Raw genomic sequence first — 22417 nt, forward strand, 5'->3', positions numbered from 1 at the left:
GTAGGCCCGGTAAGCACAGTGCCACCGGGCGGGAGGGGGTTACAGCATATGTTCAGTGCGCGCGATGATATCGTCCTGCGCATCCGGAGACAGCGCGGTGAAGAAGGCGGAATAACCCGCGACACGCACCACCAGGTCACGGTACTGATCCGGGTGTTTTTTGGCTTCCAGCAGCGTTTCACGAGAAACGATGTTGTACTGAATATGCCAGCCTTTGTGCTCTTCAAAGAAGGTACGCAGCAGAATCATCAGCTTTTGTTTATCAGACTCATTTTCCAGCGTGGCCGGGTTCAGCTTCTGGTTTAACAGTACGCCGCCGAGGATTGAGCCGGTAGGCAGTTTACCTACAGAGCCAATTACCGCCGTTGGGCCGAGATGGTCCGTACCGGAGGCCGGGCTGGCGCCTTCTGCCAGCGGAGTATGCGCTTTACGGCCATCCGGCGTTGCCATCGTTGCCGCGCCGAATGGTACGTTTGCGGAGATAGACGAGGTCCCGGCATAGTAGTTGCCGCCAACCGGACCACGGCCGTAACGCGGGTTGTGATACTGCTTAAGTTCGTCAATGTAGGTCTGATAAGCGCGAGCCAGCAGCGTATCAACGCTATCGTCATCGTTGCCGTACTTTGGCGCGCCGTTGATCAGGCGTTGACGCAACTGCTCGTGGGTCAGACCATCAAAATCATCAGCCAGCGCGGCGGCCAGTTGTTGTTGACCGATAGCGCCCTGTTCAAAGACCAGTTTCTTCACTGCTGCCAGGCTGTTGCCGAGGTTGGCGATACCCACCTGCAGACCGGATACCCAGTCATACTTCGCGCCACCTTGCTTAATGCTCTTCGCGCGCTCAATACAATCATCTACCAGCGCAGAGCACAGAATATCGTGTACGTTTTCTTCCAGCATGGTGTCGACGACATACTCTATTTCGATGGATTTGCGCGTGTAGTAGCGGATCTGCGTATCCCAGGCCTCCATCACTTCATCGAAATTATTAAAGTTGCCGACTGAAAGCGCTTTTTCCTGCGGCAGGAATACTTTGCCGCTGGTGGCATCGCGTCCGCCTTCCAGCGCCGCCAGCATCACGCGGGCAAAGTTAATAAAGCTCATGCCGGTGCAACGGTAGCCCCATTTCCCGCCAACAGCGGTTTCGATGCAACCAATAGCTGCGTAGTCATAGGCGTCCTGCGGTTCAATGCCCAGCTTAATGAATTCCGGAATGACGATTTCATCGTTGTTAAAGGCTGGCATCCCGAAGCCGCAGCGGATCACCTGCACGCAGGCATCCAGGAAGTCATTACTCATCCCCGCATGATAACGCACGCTGAGGTTCGGCTGGGTAGAGCGCAGTCGGCCACAGGATTCCAGAATGGCATAGGAGAGCGGGTTGACGGCATCTATCGCCTGACCGTTGACCAGGTTCTGGCCACCGATGGTCACGTTCTGATACAGCGGGCTGCCTGCTGAGGCTTTCGAGTGGGAGCCAGAGCGAATTTTGTTTACTTCCAGCAATTTCAGCCAGCAGCTGTGCAACAGCTCAATGGCGTGCTCACGATCGAGACTCTGGTTTAGTTCTACGTCACGACGGTAGAACGGATAGAGGTACTGATCCATGCGGCCAAACGATACGGAGTGACCGTTCGATTCAATTTGCAGGATCAACTGGATGAAGTAGCACAACTGCAGCGCCTGCCAGAACGTTTTTGGCGGCTCATGGGCGATGACATCGCAGTTTTCCGCCATGGTCAGCAGTTCATCACGGCGGCTGGCGCGCGTTTCTGTGGACGCCATTTTACGCGCCAGCGCGGCAAAGCGCTCAATGTGCAGGCTGACGGCCTCCAGCACGATATCAATCGCTTTCAGGAACTGATCGCCATGGAGGTCTTCCAGACAAGTCAGATTAATGCGGGAACGACGTTCATCGACTTTGTGGCGCAGACCGTCGAGACCTTTTTCCAGCAGCAGCGGGAAGTTCACCGCCAGGTGTGCGTCGCCGGAGGTCATATTACCTTCAGCTTTGATAATGCCGGTTTCCAGCAGCCCTTTTTGTTCGTCGGTAAACATGCCGTAGCAGCGGTCCTGTACGGTCTGACCGCGCCACCATGGGCACACCTCATGCAATACGCGCTTGTTCTCTTCGCTAACCGCGAAGCCTGCACCGGGCCTGTCGGCGAGATCATCGATCTCTTTTTCAATCCAGGAGACGGTGTATTCCGGGAAGATTGGCGCGGCGCGTACTTCGCTTGCCTGGTTACCGATGATCAACTCGTCATGCTTGATCCAGATAGTGCGTTCCGCCAGGTGATGAGCCAGTGCCAGCGCACGGCGTACCGGGATGGGTTTATCCAGATGCTGTTGGTACATCTCGGTATAGTGCTGGGCGCGCTCGGTACAAACCGGCGGTTTCACGATGTGGATCAGGGCCGTTTTATGCGCTTTGATACGATCGCTGAGTGTGTCCAGTTTCAGAGTAGTCATGGCGATTATCCTCGTAGGGTCGCGGTTAAACCTTTAAGGCTGGCGTACTGCTGGGCAAATTTGAGCAGCGCAGGCGCATCAAGCGGTTTATCCGGGGCGTTGTAGGGTTGATTGAGTAAGTTGTACTTGTTGATGCCCAGCGTGTGGTAGGGCAAAAAATGGATCTCTCCGACGTGGAGTTCGTCGGCGGCAAAATCGGTAATGGCCTGAATAGCTGCTTCGTCAGCGTTGAATCCCTGAATCAGCGGGACGCGGATAATTATTTTTTTACCGGCGGCGGCCAGTTTTTTCAGGTTTTCCAGCACGCGAGAGGCGCTGCCATCGGTCCACTGTTTAAACGGCGCGTCGGCGACATGCTTTAAATCGGCCAGGAACAGATCAACGTAGGGTAATGACGGCTCAATATACTTCCAGGGAACATGCAAACAGGTTTCTACTGCCGTATGAATGCCTGCTTCGTGGCTGGCCTGGAACAATTCAGCCGCCAGCTCTGGCTGCATAAACGGTTCGCCGCCGGAAAGCGTGAGTCCCCCTCCGCTGCGGTCGTAAAACGGTTTATCCCGCAATACGGTCGCCATGATTTCGTCCACGCTTTTTACCTCTCCACAGACGGTCAGCGCCTGGGTAGGGCAGCAGTGGGTCAGCGCCGTCAGAGCATCATCGGTCAGTTTTTCGCGATGAATCAGCAACCCGCTCAGTGCCCGCTCAATCACCTCCGGTGCCGCCTGAGCACAAAGATCGCAACCATCAAGGCACAGACGTGCGTCATAGAGCAGATCCCGCGTCCGGGCGCGGCTTTCCGGATTCTGGCACCACCGACAACCCAGTGAACATCCCTTAAGGAACACCACGGTGCGGATACCTGGACCATCATGCGTGGAATAGCGCTGGATATTGAAAATCATAAGCGGCCTCTTTTCTTTCGTATAAAGATTAAATTACTTTCTAATGAAAGTTATATTGACGTGCGTCAACTAACCGCGAGGTTTCGCCGTGCTACCTTTTATTCATGCTAATTATTCGTTTGAGGAAAGGTGATGGAACTCTATTTAGATACGTCTGATGTTGCCGCGGTAAAAGCGCTGGCGCGTGTTTTTCCGTTGGCAGGGGTGACCACTAACCCAAGCATTGTGGCGGCAGGTAAGCAGACGCTGGACGTGTTACTGCCGCAATTGCAGGACGCGATGGGTGGGCAAGGCCGCCTGTTTGCACAGGTAATGGCGACCACCGCCGAAGGGATGGTCAGCGATGCGCGTAAACTGCGGGCAATCATCGCGGATATCGTCGTGAAAGTGCCGGTCACGGCAGAGGGTCTGGCAGCAATTAAATTGCTGAAAGAAGAGGGCATCCCGACGCTGGGGACCGCGGTTTACGGTGCTGCTCAGGGGCTTTTAGCTGCGCTGGCTGGCGCCGAATATGTTGCGCCATACGTTAACCGCGTGGACGCTCAGGGGGGCGACGGCATTCAGACGGTGACCGATCTGCAGGCCTTATTGAAAATGCATGCCCCGCACGCCAAAGTGCTGGCAGCCAGTTTCAAAACGCCGCGTCAGGCGCTGGATTGCCTGCTGGTCGGCTGTGAGTCCATCACGCTGCCGCTGGATGTCGCTCAGCAGATGATTAGCTCTCCAGCCGTTGATGCTGCCGTGGCGAAGTTTGAGCACGACTGGCAGAGCGCATTTGGTCGCACGTCGATCTGATGCTGTTGCCGGGTGGCGCTAACGCTTACCCGGCCTACGTTCGAGCCGTTGTAGGTCGGGTAAGGCGAAGCCGCCACCCGACTTTTTTACCGACTACAAACCTCGCACCCCGGATTACGCATCAGCTTCATTTCGCGAAACTGGCAGGTCATGGCGTCGTACATGACGATTTTTCCAGACGCCGGTTTACCGTAGCTTGCCAGCAGCTTAATGGCTTCCATCGCCTGTAACGATCCGATCACGCCGATTAGCGGGGCCATCACGCCTGCCTCGACGCAGGTCAGGGCGTTTTCACCGAACAGACGGCTCAGGCAACGGTAGCAGGGCTCGCCTTCCTGATACGTAAAGACGGTAATTTGCCCTTCCATGCGAATTGCCGCACCGGAAACCAGCGGAACCCCGGCGGCAAAGCATCCTGCATTCAGCTGATTGCGGATGCTGACGTTATCCGTACAGTCCAGCACCAAATCGTGTTCGGCGATAAGCGAGTGAATCTCGCTCTCGTCCAGCAGCGCATTCACTGGCGTAATGGCGATATAGGGGTTGATTCGCGCCAGGGCGTCGCGGGCGGAGAGCACTTTCGGCTGTCCAACTGTCGCATCGCTGTGCAGCGTCTGGCGCTGGAGATTCGACACGGAGACCGTGTCAAAGTCGAGCAGGGTTAAATGTCCGATGCCCGCGCCCGCCAGATACTGAGTTGCCGCGCATCCCAGCCCTCCCAGACCAACGACCAGTACCCGCGCCTCCTTGAGCGCTTCCTGACCTTCGAAATCGAAGCCGCGCAGAATGATTTGCCGGTTATAGCGCATCATCTCCTGGTCGCTGAGTTCTGCCATTACAGGCCTCCAAACAGTGCGTTAAACGGCTCGACCTCAACCCATTCTCCGGCTTCGACGTTACCACGGTCGCGTTCCAGCACGATAAAACAGTTGCCCAGGCTAAAGGAGCTAAAAATATGCGAGCCCTGATGTCCGGTAGTGGTGACTTCCAGTTCGCCTTCTGCGGTACGCTGTAATACACCGCGCTGAAAATCCAGACGGCCAGGCGTTTTCTTCAGACGTGATGCGCTGCGCACGCGCTGGCGTGGCGGCAGTCCGCAGGCGGTGTTACCGCTGAGTTTCGCCAGTAGTGGTTGGACCAGTTGATAAAAGGTGAGGGCCGCTGACACCGGGTTACCCGGCAGGCCGCAAAACCAGCTGTTGCTCAGTTTGCCAAAGGAGAACGGTTTACCGGGTTTGATGGCCAATTTCCAGAAGGCAATTTCTCCCAGTTCTTCCAGAATGGTTTTGGTGTAATCCGCTTCGCCAACAGAAACACCACCGGAACTGATAACGACATCGGCCTGGCTGTCGGCTTCGATAAACGCGGCGCGCAGCGCGTTGGGATCGTCACGAATAATCCCTAAGTTGATCACCTCGCAGCCCAACTGCTGCAGCATCAGATGTACGGTCAGACGGTTAGTATCATAAATCTGTCCGTCGCCCAGCGGCTGACCCGGCAGTTGCAGTTCATCACCGGTGGAGAACAACGCCACGCGGACTTTGCGCACGACGGGGACATCGGCAATACCGAGCGAAGCCAGCACGGGAAGCTCGGCGGTGGTCAGGCGAGTCCCGGCGGGAAATACCACCGCGCCGTTGGCAATATCTTCACCGCGCAGACGAATATTTTGTCCGCTGCGGACGTCGGCGGTAAAACGCACACCGTCGTCAGTTTGTTCCGTTTGCTCCTGCATCACTACCGCTTCGCAACCGACAGGAACCGGGGCACCGGTCATAATACGGATGCAGGTTCCCGCAGGCCACTCGCCATGGAAAGGCTGACCGGCAAAGGCTTTACCTGCAACGGAGAGCGGCTGGCCGGATTGCAGATCGGCCAAACGCACCGCATAACCATCCATTGCCGAGTTATCGAATCCAGGGACATCAATCGGGGAGACGATGTCGGTCGCCAGAATACGACCAAAGCATTGAACCAGGGGCAGCGTTTCGACGGCGGTGAGTGGGGTAATACGCGAAAGCATCTGAGAGAGAGCCGTTTCAAGCGGCATCAGTCCGGCGGTAAATTCCATGTGAAGACTCCTGCGGGGCAAAATCGAATCCGGTTATTATGTCAGAAAATGGACGCGGACAGTATGCCACCTCAGGCTTAGGATCGGATCTGATAACGGTTTTCTGCCAGAGGATAGCGCGACAGGAAAAATGCCGTATAAACTCACTATTTCCGCTCTTTTTTCCCTGGGGGCTAAATGACTCATAATATCCCGGACGCCATTCGACGCCAGGTGGATGCCGCCAGTGCGCTCATCCGCCAGATTTTCCAGGGGAATCTCGTTGCCATTCATTTGTATGGATCTGCTGTTGAAGGGGGATTAAAACCCCAAAGCGACATCGATTTACTGGTTACCATCAGGCAACCGCTGGATATGCAGCAAAGAAAAAAATTGATGCAGGATTTGCTGGCTATTTCTGCGCCTCCCGGCGTCTGCGTGCGGTATCGTGCGCTGGAAGTGACCGTTGTACTGTTCTCGCAGATTGTACCGTGGCGATTTCCACCGGCGAGAGAGATGCAGTTTGGTGAATGGTTGCGTGAAGATATCTGCGCTGGTGTGTATGAACCGGCGCAGGTGGATCCCGACCTTTCCATTCTGCTGACCCAGGCCCGGCGTGCCAGCGTACCGTTGTTCGGTGAACCCGCTGAGAGATTATTCAATGTCATCCCTTTTAGCGATATCGTACAAACATTTCGACATATCCTTGATATGTGGCAGAAACCGGCCGATTTAGAAGGGGACGAGCGGAATATTATCCTTGCTCTGGCACGCATCTGGTATAGCGCGATTACGGGCAATATTGTCGCTAAAGATGAGGCTGCGTACTGGCTGATACCGCAATTGCCCACTGAACATGCCGCCACGTTGCAGGCTGCGCGTGCGGAATATCTGGGGTTAACCAAAGAGAACTGGGCCGCATGTATGCCGTCTGTTGAACGCTTTGTGTTTTATGCAAAAAAACAGATTACCGATCGGTTGAATTAATTTATTCAATAACGTCGGGGAATCTCCTGTTTGTTGAACACTGCTGCATGACCTGATGCGAAGAAGTGTGAGGGGCGGGCCTTTACCTTTACATGACGTCTGCATCTTTCTATATTCAAAAATCGAATCAATAACTCACAGAAATTCTGATATTTATAACCCCGTTACCTGCCACCTTAATGGATGAAAAAAATGGGCAAAGCAGCCATTGCAATTCACGGCGGCGCTGGGGCAATAACCCGCGCAGAGCTAAGCCAGGAGCAGGAGTTGCGTTATATACAGGCGCTGTCAGATATCGTTGAAACCGGTCAACGTATGCTAGAAGCGGGCCGAAGCGCACTGGATGTTGTCACTGAGGCTGTGCGCCTACTGGAAGAGTGCCCTCTGTTTAACGCCGGAATTGGTGCTGTGTATACCCGTGATGAAACCCATGAACTGGATGCCTGCGTCATGGATGGTAATACCCTGCAAGCGGGTGCTGTCGCCGGAGTCAGTCATCTGCGCAACCCGATCCTCGCGGCGCGCCTGGTGATGGAACACAGCCCCCACGTCATGATGATTGGTGAAGGGGCAGAAAATTTTGCCATTGCCCAGGGTATGGAGCGCGTTTCGGCGGATATTTTCTCGACGCCAGAACGCTATGCACAGCTGCTGGCGGCGCAAGCAGCGGGTGAAACGGTGCTGGATCACAGTGCGACCCCGCTGGATGAAAACAATAAAATGGGTACCGTGGGTGCGGTTGCGCTGGATATGTTTGGCAATCTGGCGGCAGCAACATCGACTGGCGGGATGACCAACAAATTACCGGGTCGGGTGGGGGATAGTCCGCTGGTCGGCGCAGGCTGTTATGCCAATAACGCAAGTGTGGCCGTCTCCTGCACCGGAACAGGTGAAGTTTTTATTCGCGCACTGGCGGCCTATGACATTGCGGCATTGATGGATTATGGCGGCCTGAGTTTATCAGAGGCGTGTGAACGCGTGGTGATGGAAAAATTACCGGCGCTGGGCGGCAGCGGTGGATTAATTGCTATCGATCATGAAGGGAATGTGGCTTTGCCGTTTAACAGCGAAGGCATGTACCGCGCCTGGGGATACGCAGGCGACACGCCCACCACTGGTATTTATCGGGAAAAAGGAGATACCGTTGCCACACAGTGATGAGCTTGATGCCCGTGATGTGCTGTCCGTCAGCAACCTGAATATTGCCTTTGAACAGGAGCAGCAACGCGTTAGCGCTGTGCGCAATCTGTCATTTCGCCTGAAGCGTGGCGAAACGCTGGCGATTGTTGGCGAGTCCGGTTCCGGAAAATCGGTAACGGCCTTGTCGCTGATGCGCCTGATTGAACAGGCGGGCGGCGAGGTAAGCTGTGATGCGATGCTGCTACGGCGGCGTAATCGGCAGGTGATTGAACTCGGCGAGCAGAGCGCAGCCCAGATGCGCCATGTGCGTGGCGCGGATATCGCGATGATCTTCCAGGAGCCTATGACATCGCTTAACCCGGTGTTTACCGTCGGCGAGCAAATTGCCGAGTCTATCCGCTTGCACCAGGGTGCCAGTCACGAAGAGGCGATGGTAGAAGCGAAGCGAATGCTCGACCAGGTGCGTATCCCCGAGGCGAAGGCGATTTTATCGCGTTATCCGCACCAGCTTTCCGGCGGCATGCGCCAGCGTGTGATGATTGCCATGGCGCTGTCGTGTCGCCCTGCGGTGTTGATTGCCGATGAGCCGACCACCGCGCTGGACGTCACGATTCAGGCACAGATCCTGCAACTGATAAAAGTGCTGCAGCAAGAGATGTCGATGGGCGTTATTTTTATCACCCACGATATGGGCGTGGTGGCAGATATCGCTGACCGGGTGCTGGTGATGTACCAGGGTGAAGCGGTCGAAACGGGCAGCGTTGAGCAGATTTTTCATGCTCCGCAGCATCCTTACACTCAAGCGCTGTTGGCAGCAGTGCCGCAACTTGGGGAGATGCGCGGGCATGACTTTCCGCGACGCTTCCCGCTTATTTCTCTGCACGATCCTCATCATGTTGAACCTCAAACCGAGCAGGACACGGTAGTTGAGGGAGAGCCGATTCTGCGGGTTCGCAACCTGGTGACACGTTTTCCCCTGCGTAGCGGCATCCTTAATCGCGTGACCCGCGAGGTGCATGCGGTGGAAAACGTCAGTTTTGATCTCTGGCCCGGCGAAACGCTTTCACTGGTAGGCGAGTCGGGGTGTGGTAAATCAACGACCGGGCGGGCATTGTTGCGTCTGGTGGAGTCCCAGCGCGGGGAGATTTTCTTCAAGGGACAACGCATTGATACCCTGGCCGCCAGCAAGTTGCAGCCGCTGCGTCGGGATATCCAGTTTATCTTCCAGGACCCTTATGCGTCGCTCGACCCCCGACAGACGGTGGGATATTCCATCTTAGAGCCACTGCGGGTGCACGGTTTGTTGCAAGGCGATGCGGCGACAAAACGGGTCGCATGGTTGCTCGAGCGTGTCGGGTTGCTACCTGAGCACGCCTGGCGCTATCCGCACGAATTTTCCGGTGGTCAGCGTCAGCGTATCTGTATAGCCCGGGCGTTGGCGCTCAATCCTAAAGTGATTATTGCCGATGAGTCCGTCTCGGCACTGGATGTCTCGATTCGCGGGCAAATTATTAATCTGTTGCTCGACCTACAGCGGGAAATGGGTATTGCGTACCTGTTTATTTCCCACGATATGGCGGTGGTGGAGCGTATTAGTCACCGCGTGGCGGTGATGTACCTGGGGCAGATTGTTGAGATCGGCACCCGACGGGCGGTGTTTGAAAATCCACAGCATCCCTACACGCGAAAACTTATGGCGGCAGTCCCGGTTGCCGATCCATCGCATCAAAGACCACAGCGCGTGCTGTTGTCGGATGATATCCCCAGTAATATCCGCAAACGCGGTGAAGAGATCCCCCCGGTTTCACTACAGTTAGTGGAACCGGGGCATTACGTTGCGCGCGTGCCAGCGGAAAGTGCGCTTTCGCGTTTATGACAGGCAGGCAGGGTTTAAGGAGAATAACATGACAAAAATTGTTGCTCGGAAATGGCTGGTTGCTGTGGGAGTGGCCTCTGCGCTGGCCGCATCGCCTGGCTGGGCCGCCAAAGATGTGGTGGTTGCTGTAGGGTCTAATTTCACCACGCTCGACCCCTATGACGCGAACGACACGTTGTCGCAGGCGGTAGCGAAGTCGTTTTATCAGGGGCTGTTCGGCCTTGATAAAGAGATGAAGCTGAAAAATGTGTTGGCGGAAAGCTATACCGTTTCTGATGATGGCCTGACGTACACCGTTAAACTGCGACAGGGCGTGAAGTTTCAGGATGGGACTGACTTCAATGCGGCTGCGGTAAAAGCCAACCTTGATCGCGCCAGCAATCCGGAAAATCACCTTAAACGCTATAACCTGTATAAGAATATCGATAAAACCGAGGTGGTTGATCCTGCTACAGTGAAGATTACGCTGAAGCAGCCATTCTCTGCCTTTATCAATATTCTGGCACATCCGGCTACGGCGATGATATCTCCGGCTGCGCTGGAGAAATACGGGAAAGAGATAGGCTTTCATCCGGTAGGGACGGGGCCGTACCAGCTTGAAACCTGGAATCAGACCGACTTTGTCAAAGTTAAGAAGTTCGCGGGCTACTGGCAGCAAGGGTTGCCAAAGCTGGATACGATTACCTGGCGTCCGGTAACGGACAACAACACGCGTGCGGCAATGCTGCAAACCGGGGAAGCGCAGTTTGCTTTCCCTATTCCGTACGAGCAGGCGGCGTTACTGGCGAAGAATAAAAACCTGGAACTGGTCGCCAGCCCGTCTATTATGCAGCGTTATATCAGCATGAACGTCACGCAAAAACCGTTCGATAATCCGAAGGTGCGCGAGGCGTTGAATTATGCCATCAACCGTCAGGCGCTGGTGAAAGTGGCTTTTGCCGGTTACGCCACGCCGGCAACGGGCGTTCTTCCGCCATCAATAGCCTATGCGCAAAGCTACACGCCGTGGCCTTACGATCCGGCAAAAGCACGCCAATTGCTGAAAGAAGCGGGTTATCCCAACGGCTTTACCACCACGCTGTGGTCATCCCATAACCACAGCACCGCGCAGAAAGTGCTGCAATTTACCCAGCAGCAACTGGCGCAGGTGGGCGTGAAGGCTCAGGTGACGGCGATGGATGCCGGGCAGCGGGCGGCGGAAGTCGAGGGTAAGGCGCAGAAAGAAAGCGGGGTACGGATGTTCTACACCGGCTGGTCGGCGTCTACAGGCGAAGCGGACTGGGCGTTGTCGCCGCTGTTTGCGTCACAGAACTGGCCACCAACCTTGTTTAATACCGCGTTCTACAGCAATAAGCAGGTGGACAGTGATTTAGCGGCGGCCTTGCAAACCAACGATCCGGCGCAGAAAGCGAAGCTGTACAAGGACGCGCAGGATATCATCTGGAAAGAGTCGACGTGGATCCCGCTGGTGGTGGAGAAACTGATCTCGGCGCACAGTACGAATTTGACCGGATTCTGGATCATGCCCGACACCGGGTTTAGTTTTGATGACGCGGATTTGAAATAAGCTATTCATTCGGCCCTGCATGGACGGGGCCGGCGAAGGGAGTCTGATGCTCAACTATGTTTTCAAGCGCCTGCTGGGGTTGATTCCGACGCTGTTAATTGTGGCGGTGCTGGTATTTTTATTTGTTCACCTGCTACCCGGCGATCCGGCGCGGCTGATTGCCGGACCGGAAGCCGACGCCGAGGTGATTGAACTGGTGCGTACGCAGTTGGGTCTGGACCAGCCGCTGCATATTCAGTTCTGGCATTACATGACCAACGTGTTGCAAGGTGACTTCGGGACCTCGATGGTTTCTCGTCGTCCGGTTTCAGAAGAGATAGCCAGTCGTTTTATGCCGTCGCTATGGCTGACGATCGCCAGTATGGCGTGGGCGGTTTTGTTTGGTATGACGGCGGGGATCATTGCCGCCGTTTGGCGCAACCGCTGGCCTGACAGGTTGAGTATGACGCTGGCAGTAACCGGGATCTCTTTCCCGGCCTTTGCGCTTGGCATGCTGCTCATGCAGATATTCTCCGTTGAGCTTGGCTGGTTGCCCACCGTTGGCGCTGACACCTGGCTGCACTATATCCTTCCTTCAATTACGCTGGGTGCGGCGGTGGCCGCGGTGTTAGCCCGGTTTACTCGCGCATCGTTCGTCGATGTGCTCAGTGAAGACTATATGCGTACCGCGCGGGCCAAAGGGGTGAGTGAAACCTGGGTGGTATTAAAACATGGTTTGCGTAATGCGATGATCCCGGTGGTCACCATGATGGGGCTGCAGTTTGGCTTTTTGCTGGGCGGTTCTATTGTGGTTGAGAAGGTGTTCAACTGGCCTGGTCTTGGGCGATTGTTGGTCGACTCAGTTGAAATGCGCGACTACCCGGTGATCCAGGCCGAGGTGCTGTTGTTTTCTCTGGAGTTTATTCTTATCAACTTAGTGGTGGATGTGCTTTACGCCGCCATTAACCCGGCTATCAGGTACAAGTAAGGATGCGATTTTTTAACTGGCGCCGACAGGCGATTTTGAATGCAATGCCCCTTGTTAAGCCAGAGCAGATACGCACGCCGTGGCATGAGTTCTGGCGTCGTTTTCGCCGCCAGCGCATGGCGATGATTGCGGGTGTATTTGTCCTGGCCCTGATCGCGGTGGCGATTTTTGCTCGCTGGTTGACGCCATTTGATGCCGAGAACTACTTCGATTATGACCGACTGAATGATGGTCCCTCGATGCTGCACTGGTTTGGCGTTGACTCGCTTGGGCGGGATATTTTTAGCCGCGTACTGGTTGGCGCACAAATTTCTCTGGCGGCCGGGGTCTTTGCCGTCTTTATTGGCGCGGCGATTGGCACGGTACTGGGTCTGCTGGCTGGATATTACGAAGGCTGGTGGGATCGGCTGATTATGCGTATCTGTGACGTACTGTTTGCCTTTCCAGGGATTTTGCTGGCAATAGCAGTGGTCGCCGTGCTGGGCAGCGGCATTGCGAATGTGATTATTGCGGTTGCGGTGTTTTCCATTCCGGCTTTTGCGCGACTGGTTCGTGGCAATACGTTGGTTCTCAAGCAACAAACATTTATTGAGTCAGCACGCAGCATTGGTGCCAGTGACGCGACCATCATTTTTAACCATATCCTGCCGGGGACGGTTTCATCGATCGTGGTCTTTTTTACCATGCGAATCGGCACGTCGATTATCTCTGCCGCGAGCCTGTCCTTCCTCGGTTTAGGGGCACAGCCGCCGACGCCAGAATGGGGGGCCATGCTCAATGAAGCGCGGGCTGATATGGTGATCGCGCCGCACGTGGCGATTTTCCCGGCGGTGGCGATATTCCTGACCGTGCTGGCGTTTAACCTGCTGGGGGATGGGTTGCGCGACGCGCTGGATCCGAAGATCAAAGGATAATACAAGGCCTGATAAGACGCGCTGGCGTCGTCATCAGGCGTTGCCGGATGCGGCGTAACGCCTTATCCGGCCTACGGTTGAGTTACGCTTATTAAATGCGAGTGCCCCACAGATCGTATTCATCTGCGTTTTCGACTTTCACGCGGAGGATATCGCCAGGCTTCACGTTGGTTTCGCCATTCAGGTACACCGCACCGTCGATTTCAGGGGCATCAGCCATACTTCGACCAATCGCGCCTTCTTCGTCAACTTCGTCCACGATGACCAGAATTTCGCGGCCCACTTTCTCCTGCAAACGTTCAGCAGAGATCTGCTGCTGCAGCTGCATAAAGCGGTTCCAGCGTTCTTCTTTTACCTCTTCCGGGATTTGATCTGGCAGATCGTTGGCTCCTGCACCTTCTACCGGGCTGTATTTAAAGCAGCCGACGCGGTCCAGACGCGCTTCTTTCAGGAAATCGAGCAGCATCTGGAAGTCTTCTTCGGTTTCGCCCGGGAAGCCAACAATAAACGTTGAACGCAGGGTCAGTTCAGGGCAGATTTCACGCCACTGTTTAATACGTGCCAGCTGTCGGTCCACAGAGCCTGGGCGTTTCATCAGTTTAAGAATTCGCGGGCTTGCATGCTGCAGTGGGATGTCCAGATACGGCAGGATTTTCCCTTCCGCCATCAGCGGGATCACATCATCAACGTGCGGGTACGGGTAGACGTAATGCAGACGGGTCCAAATCCCCAGTTTTGACAACTGTTCGCACAGGTCAACCATGCTGGTTTTAACGGGCTCGCCGTTATGAAAACCGGTACGATGCTTTACATCCACACCGTAAGCAGAAGTATCCTGGGAGATCACCAGAATCTCTTTCACGCCCGCATCGACCAGACGTTTGGCTTCGCTGAGAACATCGCCAATCGGACGGCTCACCAGATCGCCACGCATCGACGGAATAATGCAGAACGTACAGCGGTGGTTACAGCCTTCAGAAATCTTCAGATAGGCATAATGGCGCGGCGTTAGCTTGACGCCCTGTTCAGGAACCAGGCTCAGGAAAGGATTATGCTTTGGTTTGGGAACATAGTGGTGAACGTGCTCCAGAACCTGTTCGTAGCTGTGCGGTCCGGTAATTTCCAGTACCTTCGGGTGGACCTCACGGATCTGATCGACTTTCGCGCCCAGACAGCCAGTGACGATCACCTTGCCGTTTTCGTTCAGCGCTTCACCAATGGCTTCCAGTGACTCCTGAACTGCGCTGTCGATAAAGCCGCAGGTGTTAACGATGACCATATCCGCGTCGTCGTAGCTTGGTACGACATCATAGCCTTCGGTACGAAGTTCGGTCAGGATGCGCTCAGAATCGACAAGGTTTTTCGGGCAGCCGAGGGAGACAAAGCCGATTTTCGGCTGGTGGGTTACATTGCTCATAGCGTAAAAAGTGTTCAGTTATTGGAATATTCAGGGCAGGGATTCTACAGAGTTCTGAACAAAAATTGTATCGCAATCTCAAATCATCAGCGGCCTGCCGGGCGCGGAATTAAAGATTATTTGTAAATTATGTTAATTTTAAGTGATGGATTGATCCTGGACACGACTTTGTTCAAAAAATAACCATACTATTAAGTTGCACCATAGTTGGAAAGAGGAGGAACAAGGTATGGTTGTTGACAGACTGAGAACCGATCTTCTCAACAAATTGATAAACGCCCGTATCGAACTTGCCGCTTATCTGCAGTTGAGAAAAGCGAAAGGCTATATGTCAGTCAGCGAGAGCGATCGTCTGCGTGATAACTTTTTTGAACTGAATCGCGAATTGCACGATCAATCACAGCTCCACGGTATGCATCTTGATCAGGAAGAGTGGAATGCCCTTCGTCGTGCTGAAGGGGCGTTAGCCGCCACCGCTGTTTGTCTGATGAGTGGACATCATGATTGTCCGAACTTTATTGCCGTTAATGCAGAGAAACTGGAAAACTGCCTGACAACGCTGACGCTGAGTATCCAGAGTTTGCAAGCTTATTCAACGCTGGAACACATCTGAACCAGGGGGAGGGCGCTCCCCCTTTTCGTTAAGATTATGTAAAAGTGGCGGGATAATTCCCCTTGCTGGCTACGCTTTAAGCAGAGCCATTAAGGAGGTGCTATGCGTCGACTCTTTCTCTGTGTTGCCTCACTGGCGTTGCTTTCCCCCTATGCCGCTGCCGTCAAGGTGGAGATCCTGCAAACCAAACTCGACCACCCGTGGTCGCTGGCCTTTTTACCCGATAATCGCAGTATGCTGATTACGCTCAGAGGAGGGCAACTTAGGCTCTGGCAACCCGATAAGGGGCTTTCCGACCCGCTGACCGGCGTACCCAAAGTCTGGGCGAATGGTCAGGGGGGACTGCTTGATGTGACGTTGGCACCGGATTTTGCCCAATCCCGGCGGGTGTGGCTAAGCTTCGCGGAAGCTGACAGTGAAGGGAGAGCCGGAACAGCAGTAGGCTACGGGCTGTTAAGTGACGATCGTAAACACCTGCAGGGCTTCCGGACGGTGTTCCGCCAAATGCCTAAGTTATCAACCGGGAATCATTTTGGCGGGCGTATGGTATTTGATGGCAAAGGTTATTTATTTATAGGCCTTGGCGAGAATAACCAGCGCATAACCGCTCAGGAACTGGATAAATTACAGGGCAAAGTGGTTCGACTAACAGACGAGGGCAAAATTCCACCGGATAACCCGTTTGTGAACCAGACTGGCGCGCGGGCTGAAATATGGTCGTATGGCATCCGCAATCCGCAGGGGATGGCGATGAATCCCTGGAGCGATGCGTTGTGGCTCAATGAGCATGGCCCGCGTGGCGGAGATGAGATCAATATCCCCGGGAAAGGTAAAAACTATGGATGGCCAATCGCGACATGGGGTGTTAACTACAGTGGTTTCGACATCCCCGAAGCAAAAGGCTCAATTGTGGCGGGCACCGAGCAGCCTATCTTTTACTGGGAAAAATCACCTGCTGTCAGTGGGATGGCCTTTTATAATCACGATACGTTCCCACAGTGGAGACACAAACTGTTTATTGGTGCGCTGAAAGAACAGGGGGTGATTGTGTTAAGCGTGAAAGGTAATACTGTGACGGAAGACGGGCGTATTTTGCATGACAGAGGGCAGCGAATCCGCGATGTGCGCGTCGGACCAGACGGTTATTTGTATGTATTAACCGACGAGTCCGACGGGGAATTGCTGAAAGTGAGTCCCTGACAGGATTAGCTGACCGGGATCATCACGACTTTCTGGAATGCCGGGCGCTCGGTGAGCTGTTGATACCAACGTTCCAGGTGAGGGCGTGGCGTCCAGCTCAGGCCGACATTAAACAGGTTATAGATGAACGGTGCGACGGCGATGTCCGCAGTGCCAAATTCAGCGCCAGAAAACCACGCCCGGTCGGCCAGCGCGTTGTCGAGAATGGCAAACAGGTTATCGCAGACCTTCGCACCGGCCTCGATGGCTGCCTGATCGCGTTGATCGGCAGGGGTTCTGACCAGACCAAATAAGATAACCCGATGTGCAGGGCTCAGCGTCTGGTTAGCCCAGTCCATCCATTTTTCACCCTCGGCACGTTTCGCCGGAGCGTCAACCCACAGTCGTTTTTGCCCGTACTGGGCCGCCAGGTAGCGGACAATGGTATTGGATTCCCACAGCAATACGTCTGTTTCGTCATCGCGTAGCAGTGGAACCAGTCCGTTAGGGTTCATCGCCAGATAGTCTGCGTCATGATTTACGCCATGCTGTCCCCCAGCCAGAATTTGGCTATACGGCAGTTCCAGTTCTTCGAGTGTCCACAATACTTTTTTTACGTTGGTCGAATTATTGCGACCCCACAGTGTAATCATAGTAACCCCGCAAATTAATTGAGCAGCTTTATGGCTGCATTCTCTATCTGACTCGCTCACATGGTGGGGTAAACCTAATATTTACGCAACAAGGCGCAAAAAAATCGTGATGAGAGCAGCGCAGCGCGGCGTTATTGCATAAACTTTAAAAACTTTACCAACTTACGGTTTCTTTAAGCTCGTTAGTGCGTTATTACTCACCGCACTTATTTTACACGTCATCCATCAGAACTTTTCTGTATGGTTGGCTGAGGCAACTTGGCCGGTTTTGTGTAAACACGGTGTGGTATGACGTGGTTTTTTGGAATGGATACTCGGGTGGCATTTATGACGCAATACTTCTCTTCCCTACGCAGCCTTGCTGCAGGTTCAGCACTCTTAATCCTTTTGGCGCCGACCGTACAGGCGGCGGAACAAACAACGGCCCCGCCGAGCGTTGACGCACGTGCGTGGATCTTAATGGATTACGCCAGCGGCAAAGTGCTGGCGGAAGGTAATGCCGATGAGAAACTGGATCCCGCCAGTCTGACCAAGATTATGACCAGCTATGTGGTCGGTCAGGCGCTAAAAGCCGGGAAAATTAATCTGAATGACATGGTTACCGTCGGGAAAGATGCCTGGGCGACCGGGAATCCGGCCCTGCGCGGCTCTTCGGTGATGTTCCTCAAGCCTGGCGATCAGGTTGCGGTGTCCGATCTGAACAAAGGCGTGATCATTCAGTCTGGTAATGACGCCTGTATTGCGCTCGCTGATTATGTTGCCGGCAGCCAGGAATCGTTTATCGGTTTGATGAACGGCTATGCGCAAAAACTGGGATTGACCAACACGACTTTCCAGACAGTACATGGTCTGGATGCAGCAGGGCAGTTCAGTACCGCGCGTGATATGGCATTGTTGGGTAAAGCGTTAATCCACGATGTGCCGGAAGAGTACGCCATCCATAAAGAGAAAGAGTTTACCTTTAATAAAATTCGCCAGCCTAACCGTAACCGCCTGCTGTGGAGTACCAACCTTAATGTGGATGGTATGAAAACGGGCACCACGGCGGGAGCCGGTTATAACCTGGTTGCATCCGCGACACAGGGCGATATGCGTTTGATCTCCGTGGTGCTGGGGGCAAAAACCGATCGTATTCGCTTTAATGAATCCGAAAAGTTGCTGACATGGGGTTTCCGCTTCTTTGAAACCGTTACGCCGATTAAACCGGACGCCACCTTTGTTACCCAACGAGTCTGGTTTGGAGATAAGAGTGAAGTCAATCTGGGCGCTGGGGAAGGTGGGTCTGTGACCATTCCGCGCGGTCAGCTGAAAAACCTGAAGGCGAGCTTTACCCTGACAGAGCCACAACTGACCGCGCCACTGAAGAAGGGCCAGGTTGTGGGGACAATCGACTTCCAGTTGAACGGAAAATCTATTGAACAGCGTCCGTTGATGGTGATGGAAGCTGTGGACGAGGGGGGATTCTTTAGCCGGATGTGGGACTTTGTGATGATGAAATTCCACCAGTGGTTTGGTGGTTGGTTCTCTTAATCGCTGATGCCGGATGACGATATGAAAGCACCGTCATCCGGCACAAATTTAGTACATCAATTTGATATGCTGCGCTTTGGCATACTCGACAAACGCATCATCCGGGCGGTTATCGCTGATGATGGTATCAAAGCGTTTTAATTCGCCCATCCTCGCGGGACGCACTTTCCCAAACTTGCTGTGATCAACCACCAGAACATGGTACTGCGCCATCGACATCGCCCAGTGTTTAACCGGTAATTCCTCAAGGTTAAAACAGGTTGCGCCTTTATCGATATGCACGCCGGCTGCGGAGTAAAAAGCGATATCCGGGCAGACGTTATTCAGGGTTTCCTGGAAATCGAGTGGCTTGAAAATAGCATTACTGGCATGGAATTCGCCGCCACATAAAATGACGCGGCACTGTGGTTTCTCCTGTAACACCAGAAACGTATTCAGTGAATAGCAGATTGCGGTGAACGGTAATTCATTATCGATCGCTTCAATGATCCACGGCGTTGTTGTTCCGCAGTCGAAGAAAACGGTCTGATGCGCCTGGACGAGGCTGGCTGCCTGTTGCGCAGCCCGGCGTTTTTCATCAACCAGGCGGGATTTTTGATCGCTGATTAAATAGTGGCTGGCGCTACGGGGTTCCAGAACAATATAGCCCCCAAGCAGTACGACCGGGGCCGTGTTATTATTCAGATCGCGACGAATGGTCATTTCTGATACACCCAGCAGTGTCGCGGCTTCTTTAAGGTGTAATTTATCGCTGCGTTTTAGCGCCTGCAGTAATTGACCAATACGCTCGTCGCGTCGAGTTTCCATAGTTCCCCTGGAGAGTAGAATACGTGCTCAGTTTCGCGCTTAATACTACTCTCTTTACCGTGGGTTAGTCACGTACCCAGCCTTTACGAATAGGCAGGGCAAAACAGGTGCGATAGCAGGTCTGCAAACCGTGGTACAGGGTTGTGCCGAATCGTTGCCAGATCATCTGGGCGCTCAGGCAGCCGATCAGACCTGCCAGTAACCCCCCCAGCATATCCAGCGGCCAGTGTACGCCGAGGTAAACACGCGACCAGGCAATCGCCACGGCGACGACCATCAACAGTGCTCCGGACCACAGGCGGTGCCAGAACAGGAAGGCCAACGCGAAGGTAAAGATAACCGTACCGTGGTCGCTCGGGAAGGAGTCATCTGCAGCATGGTGCAGGAAGTTGTAGCCGATATGATTGACGAATGGCCGGTCGTGAGGGAATAAATGTCCCATGATCCATGAAATGGTCAAGCCGACTGCCAGCGCAATCGCCATTTTTATGACCAACTGGCGCTGGATGGTCACGCGGTTTTGCGGCCCCCAAAGCCAGAGAATGATCGCCAGTAGCGGTACGATGCTAATCAGATCTTTGGCAATAAAAATGGCGAGCGAGATCGTCCATTGCGCAGAGTCCGGCGTGGCGTTGATCAGGTAAAAAAGCGAGTTGTTCAGATTTTCCAGCATAACATCCAGACTCAATGTAATCGTTAAAAAGGCCCATATTGGGGATCATAAAATTGCTTTCAGGCGATAAAAAGCGGTCTTGTCCTATTTGTCTGTTAACTGACTCTTTTTAAGACAATTAATGAGGCTTATTGAGCATGATAGCGGTCTCAACTTAAATTAACCTTAAAACAAAAAGCTATCGTGCAATTGAGTGTAAAAATGTGCGCATTTTGCTTTCAAATCACATAATTCACTATCACCAGTAAGGCGCATTTATTACACTTTGCGCGTTTTTTCATTTGTTAAGAGATTGCATGCAGAACCGTTTATCTTCAGGCGCCCGCTTGGGGCGTCAGGCATTACTTTTCCCTCTCTGTCTGGTGCTTTACGAATTCTCTACATATATCGGTAACGATATGATCCAACCCGGAATGTTGGCGGTGGTGGAGCAATATCAGGCCGGTTTAGATTGGGTTCCAACGTCCATGACCGCTTATCTGGCAGGCGGCATGTTTTTACAGTGGTTGTTAGGGCCGCTGTCGGACCGTGTTGGTCGTCGTCCGGTGATGTTAACCGGGGTGGTTTGGTTCATTGTGACCTGCCTCGCAACGCTGTTTGCACAAAATATTGAACAATTTACTTTCCTGCGTTTTTTACAGGGGATTAGCCTGTGCTTTATTGGCGCGGTAGGTTACGCCGCAATTCAGGAGTCCTTTGAAGAAGCGGTGTGCATTAAAATCACTGCGCTAATGGCAAACGTAGCATTGATTGCACCGCTTTTGGGGCCGTTGGTTGGGGCCGCCTGGGTACATGTCCTTCCGTGGGAAGGCATGTTTGTCCTGTTTGCCGCGCTGGCTGCAATTGCCTTTTTTGGCCTGCAGCGCGCGATGCCGGAAACAGCTACCCGTCTGGGCGAGAAGCTTTCTATCAAAGAGTTGGGCAAAGATTATAAGCTGGTGCTAAAGAATGTGCGTTTTGTCGCAGGCGCGCTGGCATTGGGCTTTGTCAGTCTGCCATTGCTGGCGTGGATTGCGCAGTCCCCGATCATTATTATCAGTGGCGAACATCTCAGCAGCTACGAATATGGCCTGCTGCAGGTGCCGATTTTTGGTGCACTGATTGCAGGTAACCTGGTGCTGGCGCGTCTGACATCCCGCCGCACGGTGCGCTCGCTGATCATCATGGGGGGCTGGCCAATCTCCGTGGGATTGATCATTGCCGCCGCGGCCACGGTTGTTTCTTCTCATGCGTATCTGTGGATGACGGCAGGTTTAAGTCTTTATGCATTTGGCATTGGCGTGGCGAATGCCGGGTTGGTGCGCCTGACGCTGTTTGCCAGTGAAATGAGCAAAGGGACAGTTTCAGCAGCAATGGGTATGCTGCAAATGCTGATATTTACCGTTGGTATTGAGCTGAGCAAACATGCTTATCTGCTGGGTGGAAACGGCTTGTTCAGTCTGTTTAATCTGGCCAGCGGTGTGCTGTGGCTGATTCTGATGGTTATCTTTCTGAAAGATAAGCGGGTAGGGAATTCCCGGGAAGGTTAAAGCCCGGTTTCCGGGCTTTGCAATCATTAGTGATGGTCATCAATCTGATGCTCAATGACCATCCCTTCACCTACGCTGGCAACATGACGCGCATACGGATGTGCGCGGTAAACAGGGGCTGGAGTGGCTGCCGGAGCAACATAAACCGTTTGCGGGGCAGTAGCGACACTGACCGCCTGCGGAACATTGACGGAAGAAGGAACAACTACTACTTTGTATCCGCTTGGTACATCAACGGTAACATTCTGTGCAAATGCTGTTCCTGCAAATCCCAGCAACACTGTTGCCATCAGTACACTTTTCTTCATAATCTGCTCACCTGAAATATTCACTGGAAGTAATA

At 53.7% G+C, this 22417-nt stretch carries 20 protein-coding genes; 11 read left to right on the plus strand and 9 right to left on the minus strand.

What is annotated here, in order from left to right; translation table 11 throughout:
• Positions 1-39: 39 nt before the first annotated feature.
• A complete protein-coding gene (locus tag OGY19_RS24100; protein ID WP_115602329.1) occupies positions 40-2472 on the minus strand; it encodes a glycyl radical protein in 2433 nt (810 codons plus the stop codon).
• A 5-nt stretch (positions 2473-2477) separates the two neighbouring features.
• Positions 2478-3377 carry a glycyl-radical enzyme activating protein gene (locus tag OGY19_RS24105; RefSeq protein ID WP_061067594.1) on the minus strand — a complete coding sequence of 300 codons (900 nt, stop codon included), beginning with the start codon at positions 3375-3377 and terminating at the stop codon, positions 2478-2480.
• A 132-nt stretch (positions 3378-3509) separates the two neighbouring features.
• On the opposite strand from OGY19_RS24105, the gene fsa reads away from it, so the two are divergent.
• On the plus strand, positions 3510-4172 hold the full coding sequence (gene fsa, locus OGY19_RS24110) for a fructose-6-phosphate aldolase (protein ID WP_048212182.1): 663 nt from the start codon (positions 3510-3512) through the stop codon (positions 4170-4172).
• An 86-nt stretch (positions 4173-4258) separates the two neighbouring features.
• Here fsa and moeB read toward each other — a convergent pair whose 3' ends face one another.
• Together moeB and moeA are read right to left on the minus strand one after the other, a co-directional pair.
• Positions 4259-5008 carry a molybdopterin-synthase adenylyltransferase MoeB gene (moeB, locus tag OGY19_RS24115; protein ID WP_061067595.1) on the minus strand — a complete coding sequence of 250 codons (750 nt, stop codon included), beginning with the start codon at positions 5006-5008 and terminating at the stop codon, positions 4259-4261.
• Positions 5008-6243, minus strand: coding sequence for a molybdopterin molybdotransferase MoeA (gene moeA / locus OGY19_RS24120; protein WP_115602328.1), 1236 nt, complete (start codon positions 6241-6243; stop codon positions 5008-5010). The genes moeB and moeA overlap by 1 nt, the downstream gene beginning before the upstream one ends.
• A gap of 177 nt (positions 6244-6420) precedes the next feature.
• Here moeA and OGY19_RS24125 point away from each other — a divergent pair, with 177 nt between their 5' ends.
• The 6 genes from OGY19_RS24125 to gsiD all read left to right on the plus strand — a co-directional run bounded on the left by OGY19_RS24125 (position 6421) and on the right by gsiD (position 13673).
• On the plus strand, positions 6421-7209 hold the full coding sequence (locus OGY19_RS24125) for an aminoglycoside adenylyltransferase family protein (protein WP_115602327.1): 789 nt from the start codon (positions 6421-6423) through the stop codon (positions 7207-7209).
• 192 nt (positions 7210-7401) lie between these two features.
• Positions 7402-8367, plus strand: coding sequence for a beta-aspartyl-peptidase (gene iaaA, locus OGY19_RS24130; RefSeq protein ID WP_286597342.1), 966 nt, complete (start codon positions 7402-7404; stop codon positions 8365-8367).
• Positions 8354-10225, plus strand: coding sequence for a glutathione ABC transporter ATP-binding protein GsiA (gene gsiA / locus OGY19_RS24135; protein WP_286597344.1), 1872 nt, complete (start codon positions 8354-8356; stop codon positions 10223-10225). Before iaaA ends, gsiA begins: the two co-directional genes overlap by 14 nt.
• Before the next feature lie 28 nt (positions 10226-10253).
• On the plus strand, positions 10254-11792 hold the full coding sequence (gene gsiB / locus OGY19_RS24140) for a glutathione ABC transporter substrate-binding protein GsiB (protein ID WP_115602326.1): 1539 nt from the start codon (positions 10254-10256) through the stop codon (positions 11790-11792).
• A gap of 46 nt (positions 11793-11838) precedes the next feature.
• Positions 11839-12759: a glutathione ABC transporter permease GsiC gene (gsiC, locus tag OGY19_RS24145; protein WP_048212175.1), complete on the plus strand. Its 921-nt coding sequence runs from the start codon at positions 11839-11841 to the stop codon at positions 12757-12759.
• 2 nt (positions 12760-12761) lie between these two features.
• On the plus strand, positions 12762-13673 hold the full coding sequence (gsiD, locus tag OGY19_RS24150; protein ID WP_115602325.1) for a glutathione ABC transporter permease GsiD: 912 nt from the start codon (positions 12762-12764) through the stop codon (positions 13671-13673).
• Positions 13674-13764: 91 nt separating this feature from the next.
• Here the strand turns inward: gsiD and rimO are convergent, their stop codons facing one another.
• On the minus strand, positions 13765-15090 hold the full coding sequence (rimO, locus tag OGY19_RS24155) for a 30S ribosomal protein S12 methylthiotransferase RimO (RefSeq protein WP_115602324.1): 1326 nt from the start codon (positions 15088-15090) through the stop codon (positions 13765-13767).
• A gap of 229 nt (positions 15091-15319) precedes the next feature.
• Between rimO and bssR the strand changes: the two genes are divergently transcribed.
• Positions 15320-15703 carry a biofilm formation regulator BssR gene (bssR, locus tag OGY19_RS24160; protein ID WP_048212172.1) on the plus strand — a complete coding sequence of 128 codons (384 nt, stop codon included), beginning with the start codon at positions 15320-15322 and terminating at the stop codon, positions 15701-15703.
• A 102-nt stretch (positions 15704-15805) separates the two neighbouring features.
• On the plus strand, positions 15806-16903 hold the full coding sequence (locus OGY19_RS24165) for a PQQ-dependent sugar dehydrogenase (protein WP_115602323.1): 1098 nt from the start codon (positions 15806-15808) through the stop codon (positions 16901-16903).
• Positions 16904-16908: 5 nt separating this feature from the next.
• Here OGY19_RS24165 and OGY19_RS24170 read toward each other — a convergent pair whose 3' ends face one another.
• Positions 16909-17535, minus strand: a complete 627-nt coding sequence (locus OGY19_RS24170; protein WP_048212170.1) for a glutathione S-transferase family protein — start codon at positions 17533-17535, stop codon at positions 16909-16911.
• Positions 17536-17862: 327 nt separating this feature from the next.
• On the opposite strand from OGY19_RS24170, the gene dacC reads away from it, so the two are divergent.
• Positions 17863-19065, plus strand: coding sequence for a serine-type D-Ala-D-Ala carboxypeptidase (gene dacC, locus OGY19_RS24175; protein ID WP_286597348.1), 1203 nt, complete (start codon positions 17863-17865; stop codon positions 19063-19065).
• A gap of 48 nt (positions 19066-19113) precedes the next feature.
• Here dacC and deoR read toward each other — a convergent pair whose 3' ends face one another.
• Positions 19114-19872 (minus strand): DNA-binding transcriptional repressor DeoR, encoded by a 759-nt coding sequence (deoR, locus tag OGY19_RS24180; protein ID WP_048212169.1) that lies wholly within the window; start codon positions 19870-19872, stop codon positions 19114-19116.
• Positions 19873-19936: 64 nt separating this feature from the next.
• Positions 19937-20545: an undecaprenyl-diphosphate phosphatase gene (gene ybjG / locus OGY19_RS24185; RefSeq protein ID WP_048212168.1), complete on the minus strand. Its 609-nt coding sequence runs from the start codon at positions 20543-20545 to the stop codon at positions 19937-19939.
• 296 nt (positions 20546-20841) lie between these two features.
• On the opposite strand from ybjG, the gene OGY19_RS24190 reads away from it, so the two are divergent.
• Positions 20842-22074: an MFS transporter gene (locus OGY19_RS24190; protein WP_048212167.1), complete on the plus strand. Its 1233-nt coding sequence runs from the start codon at positions 20842-20844 to the stop codon at positions 22072-22074.
• A gap of 26 nt (positions 22075-22100) precedes the next feature.
• Here OGY19_RS24190 and OGY19_RS24195 read toward each other — a convergent pair whose 3' ends face one another.
• Positions 22101-22382, minus strand: a complete 282-nt coding sequence (locus OGY19_RS24195; protein WP_048212166.1) for a hypothetical protein — start codon at positions 22380-22382, stop codon at positions 22101-22103.
• Positions 22383-22417 lie beyond the last annotated feature (35 nt).

Source organism: Citrobacter sp. Cy070, assembly GCF_030332245.1.
Taxonomy (GTDB): Bacteria; Pseudomonadota; Gammaproteobacteria; order Enterobacterales; family Enterobacteriaceae; genus Citrobacter; species Citrobacter youngae.